At 75.1% G+C, this 22,266-nt stretch carries 16 protein-coding genes; 6 read left to right on the top strand and 10 right to left on the bottom strand.

All coding sequences use genetic code 11. The features are described 5' to 3' along the window. The first annotated feature begins 18 nt into the window (after positions 1–18). Genes ACFYVL_RS20490 through ACFYVL_RS20475 form a run of 4 tightly spaced genes read left to right on the top strand, consistent with a single transcriptional unit; the run spans position 19 to position 10,183 of the window. Positions 19–3,288 carry an amino acid adenylation domain-containing protein gene (locus ACFYVL_RS20490; protein ID WP_389246704.1) on the top strand — a complete coding sequence of 1,090 codons (3,270 nt, stop codon included), beginning with the start codon at positions 19–21 and terminating at the stop codon, positions 3,286–3,288. Beyond that, entirely contained in the window at positions 3,288–5,228 is a 1,941-nt protein-coding gene (locus ACFYVL_RS20485; RefSeq protein WP_389246702.1) for a non-ribosomal peptide synthetase, read from the top strand. The genes ACFYVL_RS20490 and ACFYVL_RS20485 overlap by 1 nt, the downstream gene beginning before the upstream one ends. Continuing rightward, the gene (locus ACFYVL_RS20480) at positions 5,221–7,167 is read left to right on the top strand and encodes an amino acid adenylation domain-containing protein (protein WP_389246700.1); all 1,947 of its coding nucleotides are present in this window, start codon (positions 5,221–5,223) and stop codon (positions 7,165–7,167) included. Before ACFYVL_RS20485 ends, ACFYVL_RS20480 begins: the two co-directional genes overlap by 8 nt. Beyond that, positions 7,157–10,183, top strand: a complete 3,027-nt coding sequence (locus tag ACFYVL_RS20475; RefSeq protein WP_389246698.1) for a condensation domain-containing protein — start codon at positions 7,157–7,159, stop codon at positions 10,181–10,183. Before ACFYVL_RS20480 ends, ACFYVL_RS20475 begins: the two co-directional genes overlap by 11 nt. A gap of 118 nt (positions 10,184–10,301) precedes the next feature. Here the strand turns inward: ACFYVL_RS20475 and ACFYVL_RS20470 are convergent, their stop codons facing one another. From ACFYVL_RS20470 to ACFYVL_RS20435, 8 genes are all read right to left on the bottom strand, one after another. After that, positions 10,302–10,760 carry a hypothetical protein gene (locus tag ACFYVL_RS20470; protein ID WP_389246696.1) on the bottom strand — a complete coding sequence of 153 codons (459 nt, stop codon included), beginning with the start codon at positions 10,758–10,760 and terminating at the stop codon, positions 10,302–10,304. A gap of 107 nt (positions 10,761–10,867) precedes the next feature. Then, positions 10,868–11,914, bottom strand: a complete 1,047-nt coding sequence (locus tag ACFYVL_RS20465) for an RNA polymerase subunit sigma-70 (RefSeq protein WP_389246694.1) — start codon at positions 11,912–11,914, stop codon at positions 10,868–10,870. Positions 11,915–12,080: 166 nt separating this feature from the next. Continuing rightward, complete coding sequence (locus ACFYVL_RS20460) at positions 12,081–13,508, bottom strand: MDR family MFS transporter (protein ID WP_389246692.1); 1,428 nt, start codon at positions 13,506–13,508, stop codon at positions 12,081–12,083. Further along, the gene (locus tag ACFYVL_RS20455) at positions 13,505–14,308 is read right to left on the bottom strand and encodes an ABC transporter ATP-binding protein (protein ID WP_389246690.1); all 804 of its coding nucleotides are present in this window, start codon (positions 14,306–14,308) and stop codon (positions 13,505–13,507) included. Before ACFYVL_RS20455 ends, ACFYVL_RS20460 begins: the two co-directional genes overlap by 4 nt. Then, on the bottom strand, positions 14,305–15,234 hold the full coding sequence (locus tag ACFYVL_RS20450; RefSeq protein ID WP_389247115.1) for a FecCD family ABC transporter permease: 930 nt from the start codon (positions 15,232–15,234) through the stop codon (positions 14,305–14,307). Before ACFYVL_RS20450 ends, ACFYVL_RS20455 begins: the two co-directional genes overlap by 4 nt. Before the next feature lie 209 nt (positions 15,235–15,443). After that, entirely contained in the window at positions 15,444–16,466 is a 1,023-nt protein-coding gene (locus ACFYVL_RS20445) for a FecCD family ABC transporter permease (protein WP_389246688.1), read from the bottom strand. Next, positions 16,463–17,470, bottom strand: coding sequence for an ABC transporter substrate-binding protein (locus ACFYVL_RS20440; RefSeq protein ID WP_389246686.1), 1,008 nt, complete (start codon positions 17,468–17,470; stop codon positions 16,463–16,465). The genes ACFYVL_RS20445 and ACFYVL_RS20440 overlap by 4 nt, the downstream gene beginning before the upstream one ends. A 156-nt stretch (positions 17,471–17,626) precedes the next feature. Continuing rightward, positions 17,627–18,484 (bottom strand): siderophore-interacting protein, encoded by an 858-nt coding sequence (locus tag ACFYVL_RS20435; protein ID WP_389246684.1) that lies wholly within the window; start codon positions 18,482–18,484, stop codon positions 17,627–17,629. A 612-nt stretch (positions 18,485–19,096) separates the two neighbouring features. Here ACFYVL_RS20435 and ACFYVL_RS20430 point away from each other — a divergent pair. Together ACFYVL_RS20430 and ACFYVL_RS20425 are read left to right on the top strand one after the other, a co-directional pair. Continuing rightward, the gene (locus ACFYVL_RS20430; protein ID WP_389247113.1) at positions 19,097–19,468 is read left to right on the top strand and encodes a phage holin family protein; all 372 of its coding nucleotides are present in this window, start codon (positions 19,097–19,099) and stop codon (positions 19,466–19,468) included. Next, positions 19,465–19,791 carry a DUF3618 domain-containing protein gene (locus tag ACFYVL_RS20425; protein WP_389246682.1) on the top strand — a complete coding sequence of 109 codons (327 nt, stop codon included), beginning with the start codon at positions 19,465–19,467 and terminating at the stop codon, positions 19,789–19,791. Before ACFYVL_RS20430 ends, ACFYVL_RS20425 begins: the two co-directional genes overlap by 4 nt. Before the next feature lie 70 nt (positions 19,792–19,861). Here ACFYVL_RS20425 and ACFYVL_RS20420 read toward each other — a convergent pair whose 3' ends face one another. Next, positions 19,862–20,944 (bottom strand): GNAT family N-acetyltransferase, encoded by a 1,083-nt coding sequence (locus ACFYVL_RS20420; RefSeq protein ID WP_389246680.1) that lies wholly within the window; start codon positions 20,942–20,944, stop codon positions 19,862–19,864. A 117-nt stretch (positions 20,945–21,061) separates the two neighbouring features. Beyond that, entirely contained in the window at positions 21,062–22,222 is a 1,161-nt protein-coding gene (locus ACFYVL_RS20415; protein ID WP_389246678.1) for an FAD-dependent oxidoreductase, read from the bottom strand. Positions 22,223–22,266 lie beyond the last annotated feature (44 nt).

Here is a 22,266-nt window from a genome sequence, read left to right as displayed (position 1 = left end):
ACAACCCAAGGGATCGCCATGCTCCCCCTCTCCTCCTCGCAGGAGATCGTCTGGCTGCACGAGCAAGTGCAGCCGGGCAGCCGCGCCTACAACTTCACCGCCTCCCTCGACCTCTGGGGCACCCTCGACACCGACGCCCTGCGCAAGGGCCTCGCCGCCACGCTGGACCGCCACCCCGGGCTGCGGCTGGAACTCGTACCCGTGCCGGGCGCGATGCCGGGACAGCGGGTCGCCGAGGTGTGCCCGCCCCGGCTGCACACCGTGGACCTGTCCGCGCAGAGCGACCCGGAAGCGGCGTTCCAGAAGCTGCTGCGCACCGAGGCGGAGAGCCCGCTCGACACCTTCGAGGCGCCGCTGCTGCGCTGGACTCTGGTGCGGCTGGCCCCGGAGCACCACCGGCTGATCCACGTCGAGCACCACCTGATCCACGACGGTCACTCGTTCGCGATCCTGCTCGCCGACGTGTTCGGCGTCTACCGCGCCGAGGTGCTCGGTACGGGCGGGACGGGTGCCGGGAGCGGTGGCGTACTGCCGCCCGCCTCGTCCTACGCCGACCACGTCCGGGCCCAGACCGGCCCCGCGCACGCCGAAGAGGTGCGGGAGGGGCTGGAGTTCTGGACCGCCGAGCTGGCCGACGCCTCGTACGACATGCCGCTGCCCGGACTGACCAGGCCCGGCGCCCGGCGGCGGCACCACGGCGGACAGCTGCGCCAGTCGATCGGCGCGGACCTCGCGGAGCGGCTGCGCGCGCACGCCAGGGAGCGCGGGCTGACCCCGTTCGCCACCCTGCTCGGGCTGTTCTCGGAGCTGCTGCGGCGGCACAGCGGGCGCACCGAGATGGTGGTGGGCACCGCCGTGGGCAACCGGCCGCCCGGTTTCGAGGACGCGGTGGGGATGTTCGTCAACACCATCCCGCTGCGGCTGCGGCTGGACCCCGACGCCCCGGCCCAGGACACCATGGACGAGGTGACCGACACCCTGCTGCGGGCGCTGCCGTACCAGGAGGTCCCGGTGCAGGAGCTGACCCGGGCGCTGGGTCTGCACACCTCGGGCGCGGACAACCCGCTGTTCAGCGTGATGTTCAGCGCGCACGACGCGGTGCTGCCCGACCTGGAGGTGCCGGGTCTTGAGGTGTCCCTGTTCGAGGGCTTCAACACCGGCACCACCCGCTTCGACCTCGACGTGGTGCTGCTGCCCGACGACCGGCGCGGGGTCGGCCCCCGGCACGGCGCGGCGGGCATGACGATGGTGTGGGACTACGACGCCGACATGTTCGGCGAAGAGGTGGCGCGGCTGCTGGCCGGGCGGTTCCTCGACCTGCTGCGGGCCTACCTCGACGCGCCGGACACCGTGCTCGCCGCCCTCGCGCCCGCGCCGGCCGCCCCCGCCGCCGAGTCCGGGAAGGCGACGGCGCCCGGAGTCGAGGCGCTCGACCCCGTCGCCGCCCAGGACCCGGCGCTGCCCGCCCTGCTGATCGGCGCGCGCCGCATCACCTACGGCGAACTGGACGAGCAGGTCGGCTCGCTGGCCAAGCGGCTGACCGCCGCCGGGGTGACGGCGGGGCAGCCGGTCGCGGCGGTGCTGCCGCGCGGCGTGGCGTCGGTGGTGACGCTCCTCGCCTGTCTGCGGACCGGCGCCGTGTACTGCCCGCTGTCGCCGTCCGACCCGACCGCCCGGCTGGAGCTGCTGCTCGGCCGGCTGCGCCCGGCGTTGGTGCTCGTCGCCGCGCACAGCGGTGGTGCCGGTGCCACGGACGTGGCGGAGGTGGCGGTACGGGCCGGGCTGCCGACGGCCACCGTCGGGGACGCCGTACTGCCGTCCGCCGCACCGGCCGCGCCGGTGCCCTCGGCGGCGTACATCATCCACACCTCCGGTTCGACCGGTGTTCCCAAGCCCGTCGCGGTCGGCCGCGACGCCCTGCGCAACCATCTGACCGGCGTTGCCGACCGGTTCGAGCTGGCCGCAGGCGACCGGGTGCTGCTGTTCGCGCAGCCGTCGTTCGACGTGGCGCTCGAAGAGGTGCTGCCGTCGCTGTACGCCGGGGCCTGTCTGGTGGTGCCGGAGGTCGAGGTGCCCACCGGCACCGAGCTGGCCGCGCTCCTGTCGTCCGCCCGGGTCTCCGTCGCCAACCTGCCCACCAGCTACTTCCTCGCCACCCAGGAGGACCTGCGGCCCGCGCTGCGCGACGGCCACTGGGCACCCCGGCTCCTGGTGCTCGGCGGTGAGCGCATCCCGGCGGACGTGATGCGCGGTTTCCTCGCCAACACCGGCACCGGTACGGACACCGGGGTGCGGGTGCTGAACGCCTACGGCGTGACGGAGGCTTCGATCAGCTCCACCGTGCACGAGATCGACCCGGCGGACCTGCCGGACGGCGCGGAGATCCCCCTCGGCACCGAACTGCCCGGCGAGCGCGTCCACGTGCTCGGCGCGGGTCTGCAGCCGCTGCCCGACGGCGCGGTCGGCGAACTGGCCGTCGCGGGCGTGGGTCTCGCCGAGGGGTACGTCGGCAATCCGGAGGTCACCGCGGCCCGCTTCGTGCGGGTCCCCGCGCTCGACGGCGCGCGCGTCTATCTGACCGGCGACCTCGGCTACCGGGGGCGGGACGGTCTGCTGCGGTTCCTCGGGCGGCGGGACAACCAGATCAAGCTGCGCGGATACCGCATCGAGCTGGAGGAGGTGGAGGCCGCGGCCTCCGCGGTGCTGGGCGGCCGGTCCTGCGCCGTCGTCCTGGACCGGACCTCCGGCGGGGACCCCCGCCTGGTCGGCTTCCTGGAGGGCGTCGACGACGCCTGGGACGAGCAGGCGCTGCACGGCGCGCTGAGCGGCCGGCTGCCGGGCGCGCTGGTGCCGGCCCGCTGGGTGCGGCTGGACGCCATGCCGGCCCTGCCCGGCGGCAAGCCGAACCGGACCGTCCTGACCAGGATGGCCGCGGAGCTGGAGCCGGTGGCGGCGGCAGCGGTCCCGGTGACCGCCGACGAGGCCACCACCGGGGCGTCCGAGGACGTCAGCACCGGCGACACCGCCCTTCCCGACCTCACACGGGCCGCCGACCCGGCGGTCGCGCTGCTCGCCGAGGGCTGGCGGGAGGTGCTCGGGCACGGCCGGTTCGCCGAGGACTCGCACTTCTTCCGCGTCGGCGGCCACTCGTTGCTCGCCGCGCAGCTCGCCGCCTGGCTGGAGCCCCGCCTCGGGGAGCGCCCGCCGCTGCGGCTGCTCTTCCGCAACCCGGTGCTCGCCGACCAGGCCCGCGCCCTCACCCCCACGACCGCATCCACGGAGTCCTGATGACCGAGACACTCAACGAAGAGCGGACCGTACCCGCGCCGGACGCGGCAAGTGTCGTACGGGGACGGCCGGTCGACCCGTCCGCGGTCGGCGGTGTGCTCGCCCGCTACGAGGAGTGGGTGCGCAGCACCCCCCTGGCCACGGCGGTCGTCGACGGCGGCCACTCCTGGACGTACCGGCAGATCGACGAGGCGGCGGACGCCGTCGTACGGGCCTGGGAGGGGCGGATCCGCCCCGGTGACCTGGTGGGGGTCTGTCTGGACCGGTCGGCCGCGCTCGTGGTGACGGCCGTCGCGCTGGCCCGGGTCGGCGCGGTCTACCTGCCGCTCGGCCCGCGTCCGGGCGAGCGCCGGCTCGCCGCGGTCGGCGAGGACGTCGGCGTGGTGTGCCTGATCGGCGCCCGGGACGTGCTGCCCGACACCCACCGGGGGACGGCGGAGCTGCCGCTGCCGCTGCCCGCCGAGGGCGCGAACGCGGTCCCCGACGTGGTCGCGGCCTTCGCGCCGCCCGCCGACGGCGCCCGTCCGGCCCTGCCCGGGTCGCTGTACGCGGTGCTGACGTCGGGTTCCACCGGGCGCCCCAAGGCCGTCGCGGTCGCCGAGCCCGCGCTGGCCGCACTGCTCGCCTGGTTCCGGGCGGAGACCGGTCTGGCCCCCGGCGACCGGCAGTCCCTGCTCATCGGTGTGGCGTTCGACCCGCACGTGATGGAGCTGTGGGCCGGTCTGACCTCGGGTGCCGCCCTGGTGCCCGCCCCGGACGCGGTCCGCTGGGACCCCGGTGCGCTCACCGACTGGTGGCGCGACGCCGCGGTGACCGTCGCGGTGACGGCCACTCCCATGATCGAGCCGCTGCTCGACCGCCCCTGGCCCCGGGACCTGGTGCTGCGCCACCTCTTCGTGGGCGGCGACCGGATGCGCCGCCGCCCCGGCCCCGACGTGACCGCCGCCGTGCACAACGCCTACGGGCCCGCCGAGGCGACCGTCGTCACCACCACCCACGTCATGCGGGCCACCGACGCCGGTGTGCACGAGGACGCCGCACCGCCGATCGGCGGCCCCCTGCCGGGCGTGACCCTCGCGGTCACCGACCCGCGGGGCCGCGTCGTGGCACGCGGCGAGGACGGTGAACTGTGCATCGGCGGTGTCCAGTTGGCGCTGGGCTATCTCGACCCGGAGCTGACCGCGCACCGGTTCGCCGCGCCCGCCGACGAAGGGCTCGCTGCGGACGCCGGGGCGGACCGGATGTACCGCACCGGAGACCGGGTGCGGATGCGGGCCGACGGGCTGCTCGATTTCCTGGGGCGGCTGGACGACCAGGTGAAGATCAGTGGTGTACGGATCGAACCGGCCGAGGTCGAGGCGGCGCTGGAGCAGGACGCGGCCGTCCTCAGCGCGGTCGTCGTCGCGCCCCGGGACGCCGAGGGCCGCGCCCGGCTCGTCGCGTACGTGACGCCGGCCGCCGACGCGGCGACCGCACCGGACGCGACCGCGCTGCTGGCCGGGGTGCGGGCCTGGCTGCCCGAGCAGGCGGTGCCCTCGGCGGTACGGGTCGTGGACTCCTTCGTACTGGACGCGAACGGCAAGGTCGACCGGACGGCGCTGCTGGCCCAGGAGGCCCGGACCGAGGAGCGGTCGGCAGAGGAGGCCCGGCCCTCCGCGTCGGGCGACGGGCTGCCGGCGGACGCGACCGCCGCCGAGCGGCTCGTCCTGCGCACGGTGCGGCGGCTGCTCACCGGCGCGGACATCACGCTGGACGACAACTTCACCGACGTGGGCGGCACTTCCGTCGTCGCGGGCCGGCTGCTGGCCGCCGTCGAGCGGGAGACCGGGGTGCGGCTGCGCGCTCCCGAGGTGCTGCGCCAGCCCGATCTGCGGGCGGTTGCCGCCGTGCTCGACGCCCGGTGGACCGGTGCGCGCACCGAGGAGGCCGCAGGTGTCTGAGGTACGGGAGAGGCCGGACGCGCACACGCAGTCCTGTCCGGTGGAGCGGCTCGATCTGCCCACACTGTTCGCCCTGCGGGCCGAGCGCACGCCCGACGCGCTGGCCCTGATCGACGGCGACACCGCACTGACGTACCGTCAACTGCATTCTGCGGCATGGGACTTCGCCGGTCACCTGGCCGGGCACGGGGTTCGCCGCGGGGACATCGTGGCGCTGCTGACCCGGCGTTCCGCCCGGACCGTCGTCGCGCAGCTCGGGCTGTGGTGGGCGGGCGCGGTGTGCGTGCCGCTCGACCCGGCCCACCCCCGGGCGCGCACCGAGGCGATGCTCGCCGACGCCGGGGCCGTCCTGACCGTCGGCGACGAGGACCTGCTGGCCGCGAACGACGGGATCGGCCGGGTGCTGGCGCTGCCGCCCGCACCTACGCCGCTCGGGGACGCGGGTACGGACGCGGACGAGGGTACGGACGCGGGTGCGGCGAGCGCCGCCGTGGGGCCGCACTCCGGTCCCGGCCCGGACGCCGCCGCGTTCCTCATGTTCACCTCGGGCTCCACGGGCCGCCCCAAGGGGGTGGCCGTCCGGCACGGTGCCGTCGCCGAGCTGGTGACGGACCCGGCGTACCTCACGGTGACCGCGCGCGACCGGGTGCTGCTGCACTCCCCCGCGACGTTCGACGCCTCGACCTTCGAGGTGTGGGTCGCCCTCGCGAACGGTGCGGCCGTCGTGGTCTGCCCGGCCGACCGGCCCACCTTCGAGGACCTGGTCCAGGAGGTGGAGCGGCACGGCGTCACCGTGGCGTTCTTCACCACCGCCCTCTTCCACCAGCTCGCCGCCCGCCGCTCCCGGGTCTTCGCCCTGCTGCGGACGGTGATCGTCGGCGGCGAGGCCCTGTCGGCCCAGCACGCCAGGTCGGTGCTGCGGCCCTTCCCCTGGCTGGAGCTGGTCAACGGGTACGGTCCGACCGAGACGACCACCTTCGCCACCGCGCACCGGGTCACCGACGCGGACTGCGAGGGCCCGGTGCCGATCGGCCGCCCCGTCGCGGGCGCGACGGCCCACGTCCTGGACGAGTCCGGCGAACCGGTCCCGGCCGGCACGAAGGGCGAACTGTGGGTCGGCGGCAGCCGCCTCGCCCTCGGCTACCACGGGCAGCCCGGACTGACCGCCGAACGGTTCGTGGCGCACCCCGCGCTCGGCCGCGTCTACCGCACCGGTGACCTCGTCTCGACCCGGACGGACGGGGCCCTGGACTACCACGGCCGCACCGACGACCAGGTCAAGGTGCGCGGTCACCGGATCGAACCGGGCGAGATCGAGCACGTCCTGCGGAACCTGCCGGAGGTGGACGACGCGGCGGTGACGGTGCGCCGGCCCACGCCCGACGACGCCCGGCTCGCCGCCTTCGTGGTCGGCGCGGCAGGTGCGGCGCCCGACCCGGAGGACCTGCGCACCCGCCTCACCGCTCTGCTGCCCGCCCATCTGGTGCCGGACGAGCTGACCGTGCTGGAGCGGCTGCCCCTGACCTCGACCGGCAAGGTGGACCGGCGTGCGCTCGCCGCGCTCGACCCCGCCGCGGTGCCCGCCCCGGCGGCCGGGGCCGGGGACGGCGCGCACGAAACCGCCGCCGGGGAGCCGGCCGCGCTCACCCCGCTCCAGCAGGCCGTCGCCGAGGTGTGGGCGCGTTCGCTGGAGTGCGAAGTGACCTCCGCGGACGCCGACTTCCTCGCCCTCGGCGGCCACTCCCTGCTCGCGCTGGTCGTCACCGACGACCTCCGCGAGGACCTGGGCGTCGAGGTGTCGCTCGCCGACTTCTTCGCCACGCCCACCGTGGCCGGACACGCCGCCCTCGTGGAACGCGCACTGCTGTCCGCCCACGCCGACCTGCCGCACCTGCCCGCTGCCCACCCCGACGTGCCGGAGCACTCCGATGTCCGCTGACACCTCCCCCGCCGCCCTCCAGGAAGAGCTTCTGCGCAGGGCCAGGTCCCGTACCCGCGACAACGCGCGCGGCGGCGCCCGCCCGGCGGGAACGCCGGTGACCGACCCGGGCCCCGCACCGCTGTCGCACGCCCAGCGCCGCATGTGGCTGATGGACCGGCTCGGCCGGGGTGGCGGCGTCTACAGCGTGCCCTTCGCCACCCGGCTGACCGGCCCGCTCGACCTGGACGCCCTCGGCGAGGCCCTGTCCGCCCTGGTCGGGCGGCACACGGTCCTGCGCACCCGCTACGGACAGCGCGACGACGTGCCGTACCAGGAGGTACAGGCCGTCCCGCGGCCGTTCCCGGTCCGGGTGGTCGACACGGACGGCGACACCGCGCAAACCCCGGACGACAGCCGGGGTCCCGCAGGCCCGGACAGCCCCGCCTGGGCCGAGCTGCTGGCCGCCGAGGCCCGGCTCCCCTTCGACCTGTCCCGGGGCAGCACGCCCCGCGCGCTGGTCCTGCGGCACGGCCCGGAGGACCACACGGTCCTGCTGACGTTCCATCACATCTCGTTGGACGGCGGCTCGCTGGAGACCGTCGCCGACGAACTGGCCCTGCTGTACGCGGCTGCCGCGGGCACTGCCGTACCGGCCCGGCAGCTGGATCCCGCGCCGCCGCAGTACGCGGACTTCGCCCGGCGCGAGCACACGGGCGCCGCGGAGCCGGGCGGCAGGCTCGCCCGGGGCCTCGACCACTGGGCGCGGCGGCTCGCGGGAGCCACCCCGCCCGCGCTGCCGCGGCCCACCGGCACCCCCGCCGACCTGGCCGCCCGGCCGTCCGCCACCCGCCTCGAACCGCTGGGCACCCCGGTGCTGCCCGCGCTGCGGGAGCTGGGCCGGGCGCGCCGGGCCACCCTGTTCACCGTCCAGCTGGCCGCCGCGTTCGCCGCGCTGCACCGGCTGACCGGCAAGGACGACCTGGTCATCGGCTGTGCGTCGGGGCACCGCGAGGGGCAGGCGATGCGCGGACTGGTGGGGCTGTGCGTGAACACCCTGCCGGTACGGGTGGACCTGTCAGGCGACCCCGGGTTCGGGGAGCTGGTGGAGCGCGTCCGGGAGGCGCTGCTGGAGGCGCAGCAGCACCGCGAGGTGCCCTACGACCTGATCACGGAGCGGCTCGGCGCGGCGGCGCGCGGCGGTGACGGTGCGGCGCTGGTCCGGGTGACGTCCGACGTGCTGGGCGAGCCGACCGCGCTGCGGCTGCCGGGGCTGCGGGCCGAGCCGGTGGACGTAGACCTGGGCGAGGCCAAGTTCGACCTGTCGTTCGGGCTGGTGGACACCGGGGCTCCGGCGGGGCTGGTCCAGTACGGGCGGGCCGCGCTGGACGACGCCACGGGGACGGCGCTCGGCCGGGCCTTCGCCGCCCTGCTGACGGAGGTCGCCGCCGACCCCGCCCGCCGGCTGTCCCAGCTTCCGGGCCTCCCGGAGACACCGGCGCGGGGTGCGGACCCGGCGGCGGACACTCCGGCCGCTCCCGCCCCGCATCCCGCCGAGGCCGCCCTGCGCTCCCACCCGCGGATCGCCGACGCCGCCGTGCTCGACCCGGCGGGCGGGCCGCTGCTCGCGTACGCCGTGCTGCGGGACCGCGACCGCGGTCTGGCCCCGGCGCCCGCGACGCTGCGTGCCGGGCTCCGGGCCGTGCTGGAGCGGGACGCGGTGCCCGCGGCGGTCGTCCTGGTGGACGTGCTGGCACGCCGGGCGGACGGGACGCCGGACGCGGCCCGGCTGCCGGGTGCTCCGGTGGCGCCCGCGCCGCGGGGGCCGCGCGCGGAGGCCGTGACGGCGGAGTTCGCCCGGCTGCTGGGCCGGCGTCCGGCCCCCGACGACGACTTCTTCGTCCTCGGCGGGCACTCGCTGGCCGCCGTGCAGCTGGCCGAGCGGCTGCGTACCGCGCTCGGGCTCCCGCTGACCGGGCTGGACGTCATGGAGTCGCGCACCCCGCGCGCCCTCACCGCGCTCCTCGACACCCGCGAGGCCGACCGGCTGGCGGCGACGGCGCGCCGGGAGGCGGCGGGCTCGCCCTCCTCGGGCGTACGGCCGTCCCACCGGCGCGGTGCCACGCGCCCCGGGACCGTGCTGGTCACCGGCGGCACGGGCGGCGTCGGCGCGTTCGTGCTGCGCGAGCTGGCGAGGCTCGGCAGGCCGGTGCTCGCGCTGGCCCGCCCCGAGTCCGCGCACCTGGTGCCCGGCGGGGACGGCGTCGAGGTCGTGGCGGGCGACCTGAACGACCTCGACAGCCTGCGCGAGGCGGTCGCCGGGGCGGACGCGGTGATCCACGCGGCGTCCACCTTCACCCGTCCCGAGGTGGACGTGGCGGCGATGCGGGCGATGACGGAAGCCTGGCACAGCGGGCCCTTCGTCTTCGTCAGCAGCGTGGACGCCTACGGGCACCCGGACGGTGCGGAAGTGGCCGAAGAGGCCCCGTCCCGGGCGCCGTTGAGCCCGTACGGCCAGGCGAAGGTCGACTGCGAGCAGCTCCTGCTGCACGCGGCCGGCACCGGTGGCCGGGGCGGCGCGAGTGCGGTGCGCTCGCCGCTCGTCTGGGGTCCGCACGACCGGCTGCGCGACCAACTGCGCTGGGGCGCCACCGGGTTGCTGTACCAGGCCGCGCTGAGCGGCGGCCCGATCGCGCTGCCGTCGCCCGGCACCGGCGGCCACGACTGGTACGGCGCGCCGTGGGTGCACGCCGCCGCGCTCGCCCGTGCGGTGACCTCGTGCCTGGACGCACCGGTGCACGGGGTGGCCAACGCGGTCGGTGGGCACGTGGGCTGGCCGGAGCTGACGGCCGCACTGCGCGAACTGCTGGGCAGCGGGAGCGAGGTCCGCTTCGAGGCCCCGGACGCCAGGGTCCACCCGGACCTCGACCACCACTGGCACTACCGCGCGGACCGGCTGGCGGGTGCCCTGCGCCCGGCGCCGGGCGAGGACCTCCGCACGGTGCTGCGGGAGATGATCACCCCCTCGGCCGGCTGACGCGCTGCGGCCGGTACGGCCCGCGGGGCCCGCTCCTTACGGTGAGGAGCGGGCCCCTGGCGTGTTTCCTTCCCTCACCGGGAGGAGCGGCCGCCCGGCGTGCTGCGGCCGGGCGTGCTCAGCCGGTCCTCGTCATGACCGAGTCGTAGCCGCCACCGCCCGGGTAGACCCACGCGCCGCCGAGCACGTTCCCGTCCGCGCTCCAGGTCCCCCTGAAGTAGGCCGGGGAGCCCTTCTCGCCGCCCCAGATGGTCAGTACGTCGCCGTCGGGCTCGTAGACGTAGTCGAAGGTGTTGCCCTGGCTGTCGTAGTAGCGGGACTTGATGTCCTCGCCCGCGTGCCCGGCGCCGAACGGCTTATCCCGGCCGATCATCTCCACGCCCGCGACCGGTTGTCCGTACTGCTCCAGGGCGATGTCCTGGACGAGGAAGTGACCGCCCTCCAGCAGGCGGTAGGTCACGGTGCCCTCGGCGCCACCGGTCACCTTCCAGGTGCCGATCAGCCTCTCCAGGGCACGCAGCCCGTCGACGGGCCGGGCGGCCGGTTCCGCGGGCAGCTGGTCTCGGGCGTCGGTCATGGCGAATTCCCTTCTCCTGCCGCGCACTGTCGCGCGCGGGTCGTTGGCGTCGCCCGTGTGACGGGCGGCCCCGGAGAAAGGAATCGGTGCAATCGGTGTGACCCGCGTCACATGTCCGGGTCGTCTCCCGCCAGGGTGCGGCTCAGCCCGGCGGCGGGGAGCAGTTCCGGGCCGAAGGTGGTGATCTCGGCGATCAGGCCGTCCTCGACCCGCAGCACGTCGATGTTGATCGCGGTGAAGTCGCGCTCGCCGGGGCGGCGGAGGTAGCCGGCCGCGGCGGGCTGCCGGTTGACCGCCAGCGGGACCGTCCGCCACTCGCCCCAGGCGTGGGCGCCTTCGAGCACCGGCCGCCACATGTCCAGGATCGCGGCGCGGCCCTCGAAGACCAGGTGGGCGGGCGGCATGGTCTGCCGGGCGTCCTCGCGCAGCAGCGCGCCGAGCGCCGACAGGTCGGCCCGGACGGAGGCCGCCATGTACCGGCGCAGCAGCGCGCGTTCGGCCTCGCTGGGGGCGGTGGCGGCGGCCCAGTCGGCGCGGCGTTCGGGCAGCCGTTCGCGCAGCGTGGCGCGGGCCCGCTGGAGCGCGCTCTTGACCGAGGCCACGCTCAGGTCCAGTGCCTCGGCGGTCCGGGCCGCGGGCCAGCCCACCACGTCCCGCAGGACGAACGCGGCGCGCTGCCGGGGCGGCAGGTGCTGGATCACGGCGAGGAAGGCGAGTTCGATCGTCTCCCGGGCGATCACGGCCGCGTCCGGTTCCTCGGACTCCGGCGCCGCGAGGTCCAGCAGTCGGTCCGGGTACGGCTGGAGCCAGCCGACCTCCGCCAGGTCCGAGCCGGCCGCGCCGCCCGTGCTGTGCACTGCCGGGGCGAGTTCGTGGCGGCGGGCCGGGGCGTCCAGCGCGTCCAGGCAGGCATGGGTGGCGATCTTGTAGAGCCAGGCGCGGAACGTGGAGCGGCCCTGGAAGTCCGCACGCTTGCGCCACGCCTTCAGCAGGGTCTCCTGCACGAGGTCCTCGGCCTCGGTGAAGTTGCCGAGGATCCGGTAGCAGTGGACCCGGAGTTCGTGCCGGTGGGGCTCGGTGAGGGCGGTGAAGGACGCTTCGTCGGCCGCGGCGGTGACGGCGGCCTCCACGGGCTCGGCCGGCTCCTCGGACACGGCAGCCTCCCCGGGGTCGTCCGAACGATCATGGCGGCCCCCCATGATGGGCGGAGGCGGGACGGAACCGCAAGGCGCGTGGGGCCCGACGGAGACCGGAGCCGACGCCGCCGGGAAGGCGACCCGGGCCCCGGGGCCACGGGCCGCCTTCCCCGTACTCGTACTCCTAATTGCCCGGCTGTGTACGCGGCAGGCGGGTGGCGCCCGCCGCCGCGAGGAGGCAGAAGCCGAGGACCCACCAGAAGGTGTCCGCGAACGCCTGCGGGACGTCCGGGCCACGGGCGGTCAGCCGGTTCTGGAGGATCACGGCCAGGGCCGCCGTGCCGACCGAACCGCCCACCGTGTTCAGCATGTTGAGCGCTCCGGCCGCGCGCGGGAGCTGGGCGGGCTCGATGCGGCTGTAGACGATGTTCATCACGGGCGCGCCGACCATGGCCATGCCCGCGCCCCGGACCGCGAGCGCCGCGACGAGCGTCACGTCGCCCGGCTGCGAGCCCAGTTGGGTGAAGGGGACGGTGCCGAGGAGGATCAGCCCGATGCCGGTGACGACCAGGTTGCGCGGCGCGACCTTGTCGATGGTGCGGTTGACGAGGACCGAGCCCGCCGCCGCGCCCAGACCTTGCGGGGCGAGCAGCAGTCCGGCCTCCCACGCGGTGAGTCCGCGCCCGGTCTGGAAGTACAGCGGCAGCAGGAACATCGTGCCGAACACGGACGCGCCGAGCACCACCAGCGCGAGGGCCGCCGCACCGAAGGGCGGGCGGGTGAAGAGCCGGGGGTCGACCAGGGGCGTGCCCCGGGTGCGCAGGCCGTGCACGGTGAAGCCGACGAGCATCGCCACGCCTGCCGTGATGCCGAGGGCGGCGGGCAGGGTGCGGCCGTGGGCGACCTCGGTCAGCCCGTAGACCAGTACGGCCAGGCCGGGCGAGAGCAGTGCCGCGCCCCGCAGGTCGAAGGCGGTGCGCCCGGGTGCGGGCGGGACCACGGGGACGTACCGGCGGGCCAGCAGGACGGCCACCGCGCCGATCGGCAGGTTCACCAGGAACAGCCACTGCCAGGGGGCCACGGCGAGCAGGGAACCGCCGGCCAGCGGGCCGAGCACCGGGGACAGCAGCGGTACGACGGCGACGACGCTGATCACCCGCCCGGTGCGGCCGGGGCCGGCCACCCGGGCGAGCAGGGCCTGCCCGGTGGCGGGCAGCAGGCCGCCGCCGAGGCCCTGGACCACCCGGAAGACGATCAGGCTGTTCGCCGACCAGGCCAGGGCGCAGAGCACCGAGCCGAGCAGGAACACCCCGATGGCCGCCAGCCAGACGCGACGGCCGCCGAACCGTCCCGCCAGCCAGCCGGACGCGGGCACGGCGGCCACCACGGCCAGCAGGTAGGCGGTGGATATCCACTGGATCTGGGCCACCGAGGCACCGAACTCGCCTGCCAGGGTGTCGATCCCGACGCTGACGATGGTGGCGTCGATGGTGGCCATGAAGGTGCCCAGGACCAGGATGAACGCGACGCGCAGCAGCGCCGCGTCGATCCGGGCGGCGGGCGGCGCCCCGGCCGGTGCACCGGGTGCGGCGGGTACGGGCTTCTCGCTCACCGGGGCTCCAGGGTGGGGACGACCATCGGGGTGTGCGTCACCGGGTCGGGGACGACGATGCTCGGCAGGTCGAACACCTCCTTGATCAGTGCGGCGTCCACGACGTCCGTGGGGACGCCCTCGGCGACCACCCGGCCGTCCTTCATGGCCACCAGGTGGTCGGCGAACCGGCACGCCTGGTTGATGTCGTGCAGCACGGCGATCACCGTGCGGCCCTCGTCGCGCAACTGGGCCAGCAGCCCGAGGAGCTGGTACTGGTGCGTGATGTCCAGGAAGGAGGTGGGCTCGTCGAGCAGCAGGTACGGGGTCTGCTGGGCGAGCACCATGGCCACCCAGACCCGCTGGCGCTGGCCGCCGGAGAGTTCCTGGACGGGCCGCTCGGCGAGGTCGGCGACGCCTGCGGCGGCCATCGCGTCGTCGACGGCCGTCGCGTCGTCCGCCGACCACAGGGCCAGCAGCGACTGGTGGGGGAAGCGGCCCCGGCCGACCAGCTGACGGACCTTGATGTCGTCCGGGGCGAGGGGGTCCTGCGGCAGGAAGCCGAGCTGCTTGGCCAGGGCCTTGGCGGGGTAGCCGCCGACCTCGCGGCCGTCGAACTCCACCTGCCCCGACTCCGGGCGCAGCAGCCGTACCAGCGCGCGCAGCAGGGTGGACTTGCCGCAGGCGTTGGGGCCGACGATGGCGGTGAACGCGCCGTCGGGAACGTCCAGGCCGAGCCGGGTGGAGACCACCCGGTCGCCGTAGCGCAGGGTGAGTTCCCGCGCGGTCAGGCGCGTACCACCCGTACGGGGAGTACTCATGTGCGCCGCACCTCCTTGGTGAGCAGCCAGATCAAGTAGCAGCCGCCGATCGCGGTGCTCACCACGCCGACGGGCAGCGCGACGGGGGCCAGCAGCATCTGGGCGATCAGGTCGGCGCCCAGCAGCAGTACGGACCCGGTGAGCGCGGCCGGGAGCAGGGGCACTCCGGCCGCGCCCGCGAGGCGGCGGCCGATCTGCGGGGCGGCCAGCGCGATGAACGCGATCGGCCCGGCCACCGCGGTCACCGTGGCGGTGCAGCCGACGCCGACCAGCACCATCAGCAGCCGCAGCCGGTCGAGCCGGACGCCGGTGGTCACCGCGACGGCGTCGCCGAGCGCCGCCTGGTGCATGGCGTGGGCGCGGGTGGCCATCAGGGCCAGCAGTACGGCGATGACCGCGAACGGGATGCCGAGGTCGCCCCAGCCGATGCCGTTGAGCGAGCCCGCGCTCCAGCCGACCGCGGCGATCGCCACCTCCAGGTCGGCGCGGAGCACGATCCAGGAGTTGACCGCGGTCATCATCGCGTTGAGGGCGATGCCGATGACCACGAGGCGCAGTCCGGAGAAGCCGCGGTCGTACGCGAGGAAGTAGATCGCGGCGGCGACGAGCAGGCCGCCGAGCACCGAGCCGACCGCCAGCTGGGCCGACGTACCGGAGAACACGGTGAGGGCGACCAGGGCGCCGGTGTAGGCGCCCGCGTCGAGGCCGATGACGTCGGGGCTGCCCATGGGGTTGCGGGTGAGGTTCTGGAAGAGGGCTCCGGCGACGCCGAGCGCGGCGCCCAGGACGAGGGCGGCGAGCACCCGGGCCAGCCGCCATTCCGAGATGACGACGGACCGCTCGGCTCCGGTGAGTACGGCGAACACCCGGCCGGGGCTGGACCAGGTGGCGCCGTAACAGAGCCCGAGCAGGCCGAGGCCCAGCATCAGAACGCCCAGCACCACGACGAGCGTCAGGGTACGGCGCGGAACACGCGGCACCGTGGGCTTCGGCACGGGGGTCGCGGACGGCTTGGACGCGGACGGCTTCGGAGCGGGCGGCTTCGGAGCGGACGACTCAGCCCCGGGCGCGGGCGGTTCCGGTGCGTGGAGGTCCCCGTGGGGATCGGGTACGGGTGGCTTCGGGGCGGGCGTGCTCACAGCGTCCCCGCCCCGTAGCGCCGGACGGCCCAGATCAGCATGGGGCCGCCGAGGAATGCGGTCACGATGGCGACGGGCACCTCTCCGGTGGGCAGCAGTACGCGCGAGCCGATGTCGGCGACCAGTACGAGGACCGGGCCGAGCACCATGGTGTAGAGGACCAGCCACGGCACCGAGCCGCCGGCCGGCTTGCGCACCAGGTGCGGCACGATCAGTCCGACGAACAGGATGGGGCCCGCCACCGCCGTCGCCGCCCCGCTGAGCACGGTGATCAGCACCAGGGCGAGCACCCGTACCCGGGTCACGCCCGCGCCGAGCGTCCGGGCCACGTTCTCGCCGAGCGCCAGCGCGTTGAGTGCCCGGCTGAGCAGCAGCGCACCGGCCAGGGCGAGCCCGATGGCGGTCAACGGCAGTGCCAGCGGGGCCTGTTCGCGGGCGGCGAGGGAGCCGACCGACCAGAAGCGGTACGCGTCGAAGACGTCCGGGAGCATCAGCCGCATGCCGAGCGCGAGTCCGCTGAGGACCGCGGTCAGGGCGACCCCGGTGAGTACCAGGCGCAGCGGGGAGCGGCGGCCGACGGCGGCGACGAGCAGTGCGGCGACGACGGATCCCGCGACTGCCCAGCCCAGTTGGCCGCCCTGTCCGGCGGCCAGGCCGAGCCCGGAGCCGAGGGTGATGGCGAATCCGGCGCCCGCGGTGACCCCGAGGACGCCGGGTTCGGCGAGCGGGTTGCGGGCGAGCGTCTGGATCAGCGCGCCGGACACCGCGAGGGCCGCGCCGACCGCGACGGCCAGCAGCGCGCGCGGTGCGCGGACGTCGCGCACCACCACCTGGTCGTCGGTGCCGCTGAAGTCCAGCAGTGCGCGGACGACTTCGGCGGGCGCGACCGGACGGGCGCCGATGCCGATGCTGAGCACGCCGATCACCGCGAGCAGCAGCAGGCCGGCGGCGAGGAGGACGGGCCGCGGTACGGCCCGCCCCTTCCCGGCTGCCGCCGGTGTACGGGTGGTGGCACTCACCGCTTCAGCAGCGGGGCGAACGACGTGTCGATCGCGTCCAGGGTGAGCATCGCCGACCTGTAGGTCGCGGCCTCGGTGTAGCGGACCGGGAAGACCTTGCCCGCCTTGACCGCGGGGAGGTTCTTCCACAGCGCGGACTCCATGGCGTACTTGACGGACTCCGGGATGCTGCCGTCGGCCTTGACGGAGTACGTGATCGCGTCGGCCTCGCCGAGCGAGGCGGGGAGTTCCTCGATGGAGGGGTACTCGCTGACCGCCTTCGAGCCGGGGCCCGGCTTCTTGACCTTGCCGTAGTACGCGGCGCCGGTGTCCTCGGCGATGTTGGTGCCCCAGGAGCGGGCGAACTCGCGCTGGAAGGAGCCCTTGGGGACCTCGCCGTACGCCCCGCCGAGGTGGCCCATCTTCAGCCGGGGCAGTACGTCCTTGTACTTCTTCCTCAGTTCGGCGGCCCTGGCCTCGTAGGTGCTCCTGGCGGCGTCGAACTCGCCGAGCGCGCCCGCGGCGTCGGCCTGCTTGCGGGAGAGTTCGCGCCAGGCGGAGGGCACGGTCGGGCCGATCGCGACGACCGGGGCTATGGACTCCAGCCGCTTGACGTCGATGTCGCCGAGCACGGGGGCGGGCACGCCGATGACGATCAGGTCGGGTTCGGCCTCGGCGACGGCCTCGTAGTTGGTCTCGGCCGCCTGCTCGCCCGCCACCTTGGTGAGCTTCCGGTAGGTGGCCAGGTCCTCCTTGCTCATCATCGGCTCGCCGCGCTTCCACGAGGAGATGCCGACCAGGGGCGCGTCGGCCTCGATCATGGCGGGCACGGCGTAGCCGGTGGCCACCACGCGCTTCGGCTCGGCCGGGATGGTGATCTTCCCGTTGTCCGCGGCGAACACCCGGGTCTTGCCCTTCCCCGAGGAGCCGGAGGCGTCCGAGACGCCGTCCGACGACCCGCACCCGGTGAGGGCGAGGGCCAGTGCCGCGACGGCGGCCAGGACCGGGGTTCTGCGTGGGGACATGGGGTGCTCCTTGGCTTACTGCTGGGGACTTGCTGCTGCGGGGCTCACTGCCGCGGGCGGGGAGGCCGGCCGGAGGCCCGGTGCGCGTGTGCTCGGTGCGCGTACTCAGCGGACGTGTTCGTTCTCGGTGCGCGTGCGCGTGCTCAGTGCGCGTGCTCAGTGCGCGTGGTCGTCGTCGTCGAAGTTGGAGACGCCGCACTTCCAGTAGCCGGTGATGTCGTGGTCGGCCCTGGCCAGGCGCAGTTCGTCGCGGACCCAGCGGCGGATCGGCTTGAGCTGTCCGGCCTCGCCCGCCGCCCACACGTACAACCGCGCGTCCGCGGGTACGTCCACCGCGGTCACGGCCTTCGCGAGTGCGTCGCCGGTGCCGGCCGGGCCGCCGCCGCGGTGCAGCCAGTGCACCTCAAAGCCGTCGGGAGCGGCCAGTTCGATCTCCTCGCCGGCGTCGGCGACCTCGGCGAACGCCCAGCCGCGCGCGTGCCGGGGCAGTTCCTCCAGCCAGCGGGCGAGGGCGGGCAGCGCCGTGAGGTCGGCCGCGAGGAGGTAGCGGTCGTAGGTGTGCGGGACGATCAGTCCGCCGGGCGGTCCCGCTACGGGCATGACGGCGCCGGGCTCGACCGTGCCCGCCCAATCCGAGGCGAGTCCGCCCTCGTGCAGGGCGATGTCGATGTCGATCTCGCCGGTGTCCGGGCGGTACTCGCGCACGGTGTACTGCCGGGTGGCGGCGGCCGTTCCGGCCCAGCGCAGCATCAGCCCGTCGGGCTCGGGCAGCCGCAGTGCGCCGTTCTCGTCGGGGAAGAACAACTTCACGTGCTCGTCGGGCGCATGGGACTCGAACCCCCGGGTTCCCGGGCCGCCGAGCGTCACCCGCAGCAGTCCGGAGCCGACCGCGGCGGTACGGATCACCTCGGTCTCCCGGATGCGGATCGGGTACGCCACGTCCTCGGCCCGCAGGCCCGCGCGGACCTCCGCGATCCGCTCCCGATGACGGTGCCTGTGGTCGTCCCTGCTCATGCGGCGCCGCCCGTCGGGAGCGCGGTCGCAGGCGAGTTCTGGTTCATCGGGCGGGCTCCAGCAGGGTCGGCGCGATCGGCGCATCGGCGGTGTGGGCGGTGTGGGCGGTCACGACGGCACGGCGCCGACGCGCGCACCGGATCGTGACGTTGCCGGGAGAGGACTCCGGCCGGCGGCGGCCGGGCAGCGCGCGGACGCACCGGACCGCACACGCGCGTTCCGGACCGGAACCCGCCCCCCGTTCAGTCAGGCAAGGCTAACCTAACCAACCGCCCCGAGTGCGCGCAAGCAGTCCGCACCGGACGCGGCCCCGCACGACCTGACGTAACGTCACATCGGTTCTCCCCCGGCGCGGTCCGGTCCCCGGCTCCGCGACTTCGGTCCGGATGTCCTGAACCGGCCCGTTCGGGGTACTCGCGTCCCGAACGGACGACCGGACCGCCACCGGGCGGGCCGGGGCGCGAGGACGACAGGTGGGAGGTGATCGTCGTGTCGAGCACGAAGCCGGGCACGAGGTCGGAAGCGCAGCCGGGCACGAGGACGGACACGGGGTCCGGTGCGCGGCCCGACACGCACCCGGACGCCCGGCGGCAGGACCCCGGCCAGGAGCCGGTGGGCGAGCTGGTGCAGCGGGCCTCGCAGCAGCTGACCGAGCTGGTGCGCGCGGAACTGCGGCTGGCGCAGGCGGAGATGAAGGAGAAGGGCAAGCGGTACGGCAAGGGCGGGGGCCTGTTCGGCGGCGCCGGGGTGGTCGGCTTCCTGATGCTCCAGGCGCTGGTGGCCACCGCGATCGTCGCGCTGGCGTTGGTGCTGCCGGTGTGGGCGGCGGCGCTGACCGTCACCGTGGTCCTGGGCGTGATCGCCGCGGTGATGGCGAGGAGCGGCAAGAAGCAGGTGGCCAGGGCCGCTCCGGCGGCACCCCGGCAGACGATCGAGAACGTGAAGGCCGACGTGGCCGAGATCAAGGAGAGTGCGCACCGATGACCCAGTCGCCGCACGACGGGACGAGCAGGCCGCACGAGGGCGGGGACGCGGCGAGCCCCGAGGAACTGCGCGAGCGGATCGAGCAGACACGTGCCGAACTCGGCGAAACGGTCCAGGCGCTGGCGGCCAGGGCGGACGTCAAGGCCCGCGCCCAGGAGAAGGCCGCGGAGGTGAAGGAGCAGGCCGGCGAGCTGACCACCCGGGCGGTCGACCCGGTGCTCCGGGGAACCGCCAGGAGCGCGGAGCTACTGCGCGACAACCGCGAACTCCTGGTGGCCCTCTCGTGCGTCGCGGCGGCGGTGTGGGTCGCCCGCCGCAGGTGAGGGCGGGGTACGAAGGAGCCGGACGCACCGGCCCCGAGGACGGCTCCCTCACCCACGGCATCCGCGCACCCTACGCGCGGCCCGTCTCCTCCAGCGGGCGGGCGTAGGTGACCCACTCGCGTTCCGTCGCGAACCCGGTCTGCTCGTAGAAGCCCAGCGCACCGGACGGGTTGGCGGTGTCCACGGTCAGGGACGCCGAGTCGTACCCGGCGTCGGCCGCCGCCCGCAGGAAGTCCGCGAGCAGCGCGGGGGCCGCGCCCCTGCCCCGGTGGCCGCGGCGCGTACCGAGGTAGCCGACGTGGCAGTCCCGGCGGCCGGTCGCGGCCGTCTCCGCCTCGTTCTCCTCGGCCAGCAGGTACGCGGCCACCTCGTCGCCGGACAGCAGCAGCCGGGACATCGCGGGGCGGAACGTGCCCGCGCCGGTGACCCAGGTGCGCCAGTCGGTGGTGTCGAACCGGGCGAAGTTCCAGTGGTCCCGGAAGGCGTCGTTGTGGGCGAGCCGGGTGGCCTCGTCGTACGTCTCCTCGAAGGGGACCAGCCGGGTGCCCTCGGGGGCGGGGCGCGGTTCCGGCAGGTCGGCGCCCGCCGCCCCGGTGAGCGGGCGCTTCATGTCGAACCACCAGCGGACCGGGGTGAAGCCGCGCAGCTCCATCAGCTTGCGCACCCCGACGTTCCCGGCCGTCCCGTCGATCAGCAACTCACCGCGCAGGGAGGCGAGTTCGGGCTCCGCCGCGTGCCGGGCGCGGGCGCGCTCCTCCAGCCAGGCGACGAGCCGGGTGCCGATGCCGTGCCGCCGCCACTTCGGGTGCACGGTCGCCTCGCCGTGGAAGCGCGCGGCGTCCACGGCGCCGTGCGGGGTGTGCAGGACGGCGTACGCGGCCATGCGCGGGCCGTCCCACAGCGACACGGTGTCGCGCGCGAGGTCCAGCTTGGGGTCGTCGAGTTCCTCGGCGAGCTCACCGGCGTCGGTGTGCTCCCCGGACCGGTCGGCCTCCTCGACCGCCTCGTGGAGTTCCAGCCAGGCGGGCACGCACCCCTTGTCCAGGGGGCGCGCGTCCAGGCCGCCCGTACCGCTCTCCTCTGCCCTGCCGTCCATCGCGTCCTGTCCCTCCATGCCGGCGGCCCGCTCCCAGATCGCACTTGCGTGACGCACTGCGTGCGGTCCTGCGTCACTCCTTCATGATCATGTACTTATCCGACCCTACCCGCGCACTTCGGACTCCTCTGGACGGCCCCCTGAAGGCCCCTGGACGGGTGAGGACGGGGAGGATCAGCGGGGCCGTGCGGCGGTGAACATCTCGACCAGGGGGTCCGGGGCGTCCGGTGCGAAGATCTGCTCCAGGCTTTCGGCCGAGTCCCGGGCCGTGCTCGCCGCGCGCGGAAAGAGGATCTCCTCGTACGCCGCGAGGGCCGCCTCCGGGTCGTCCCGGTGCGCCGCCAGGCAGCGGCCGAGGTCGGCGGCGTCGATCAGGGCGAGGTTGGCGCCCTCGCCCGCGAACGGCGACATCAGGTGTGCCGCGTCGCCGAGGAGCGTGACGCCCGGGGTGCGCGCCCAGTCGTGGCCCAGGGGCAGGGCGTGGATGTGGCGCGGCACCAGCGGCCCGTCGGCCTCGGTGACCAGGGCGCGCAGGGCGGGCGCCCAGTCGGTGAAGTGGCCCAGGAGGGCCGTCTTCGCGGTGGCGGGGTCGGAGAAGTCGATGGTGTCCAGCCAGGACTCGTCCGCGCGCAGGGCCGCGTAGACGTGCAGGCTGCCGTCGGTCTCGCGGTGGGCGAGGAACGCCTTGCCGTCGCCGAGGGCGAAGAACATGCCGCCGCCGATCAGCTTCGCGCACTCGGGGTGCCGGGAGTCGGCGTCGTGCAGGTCGAGTTCGACGAACGAGATGCCGGTGTAGACGGGGCTGGCCGGGGAGAGCAGCGGGCGTACCCGGGACCACGCGCCGTCGGCGCCGATCAGCAGGTCCGTGGTGAAGACGGTGCCGTCCGCGAGAGCCACCTCGTGCCTGCCCTCGCCCAGCGCCCGGCAGGCCACCGCCTTGGCGTTCCAGCGGACGGTGCCCTCGGGGAGCGAGGCGAGCAGCAGTTCGCGGAGGTCGCCGCGGTCGATCTCGGGCCGGCCGCCGTCACCGGTGTCGGCCTCCTCGTGCCGTACGGACGCCTGCTTGTCCAGGACCCGCATGGCTTCGCCGCCGGGGTGCACCCTGGCCAGAAACGCGTCGTGCAGCTTCGCCTCGCGCAGGGCCGCCTGACCGGTCTCCTCGTGCATGTCGAGCATGCCGCCCTGGGTGCGGGCGGTCGCGGACGGTTCGAGGTCGAAGACGGTGGCCGCGATGCCGTGGACGTGCAGGATCCGGGCGAGCATCAGCCCGCCCAGACCGCCGCCGATCACGGCGATGGGGTGGTGGGGGGTGGGAGTGCTGGTGGAGGAGGTCATGGGGGGGCTCCTTGCGAGTACGGGGGTGAGGGGGAGAGGAGGGG

Source organism: Streptomyces sp. NPDC004111, from assembly GCF_042874215.1.
Lineage (GTDB): Bacteria > Actinomycetota > Actinomycetes > Streptomycetales > Streptomycetaceae > Streptomyces.
The sequence above is the reverse complement of the archived record's forward strand: the minus strand, read 5'-3'. Positions and strand labels throughout refer to the sequence as shown.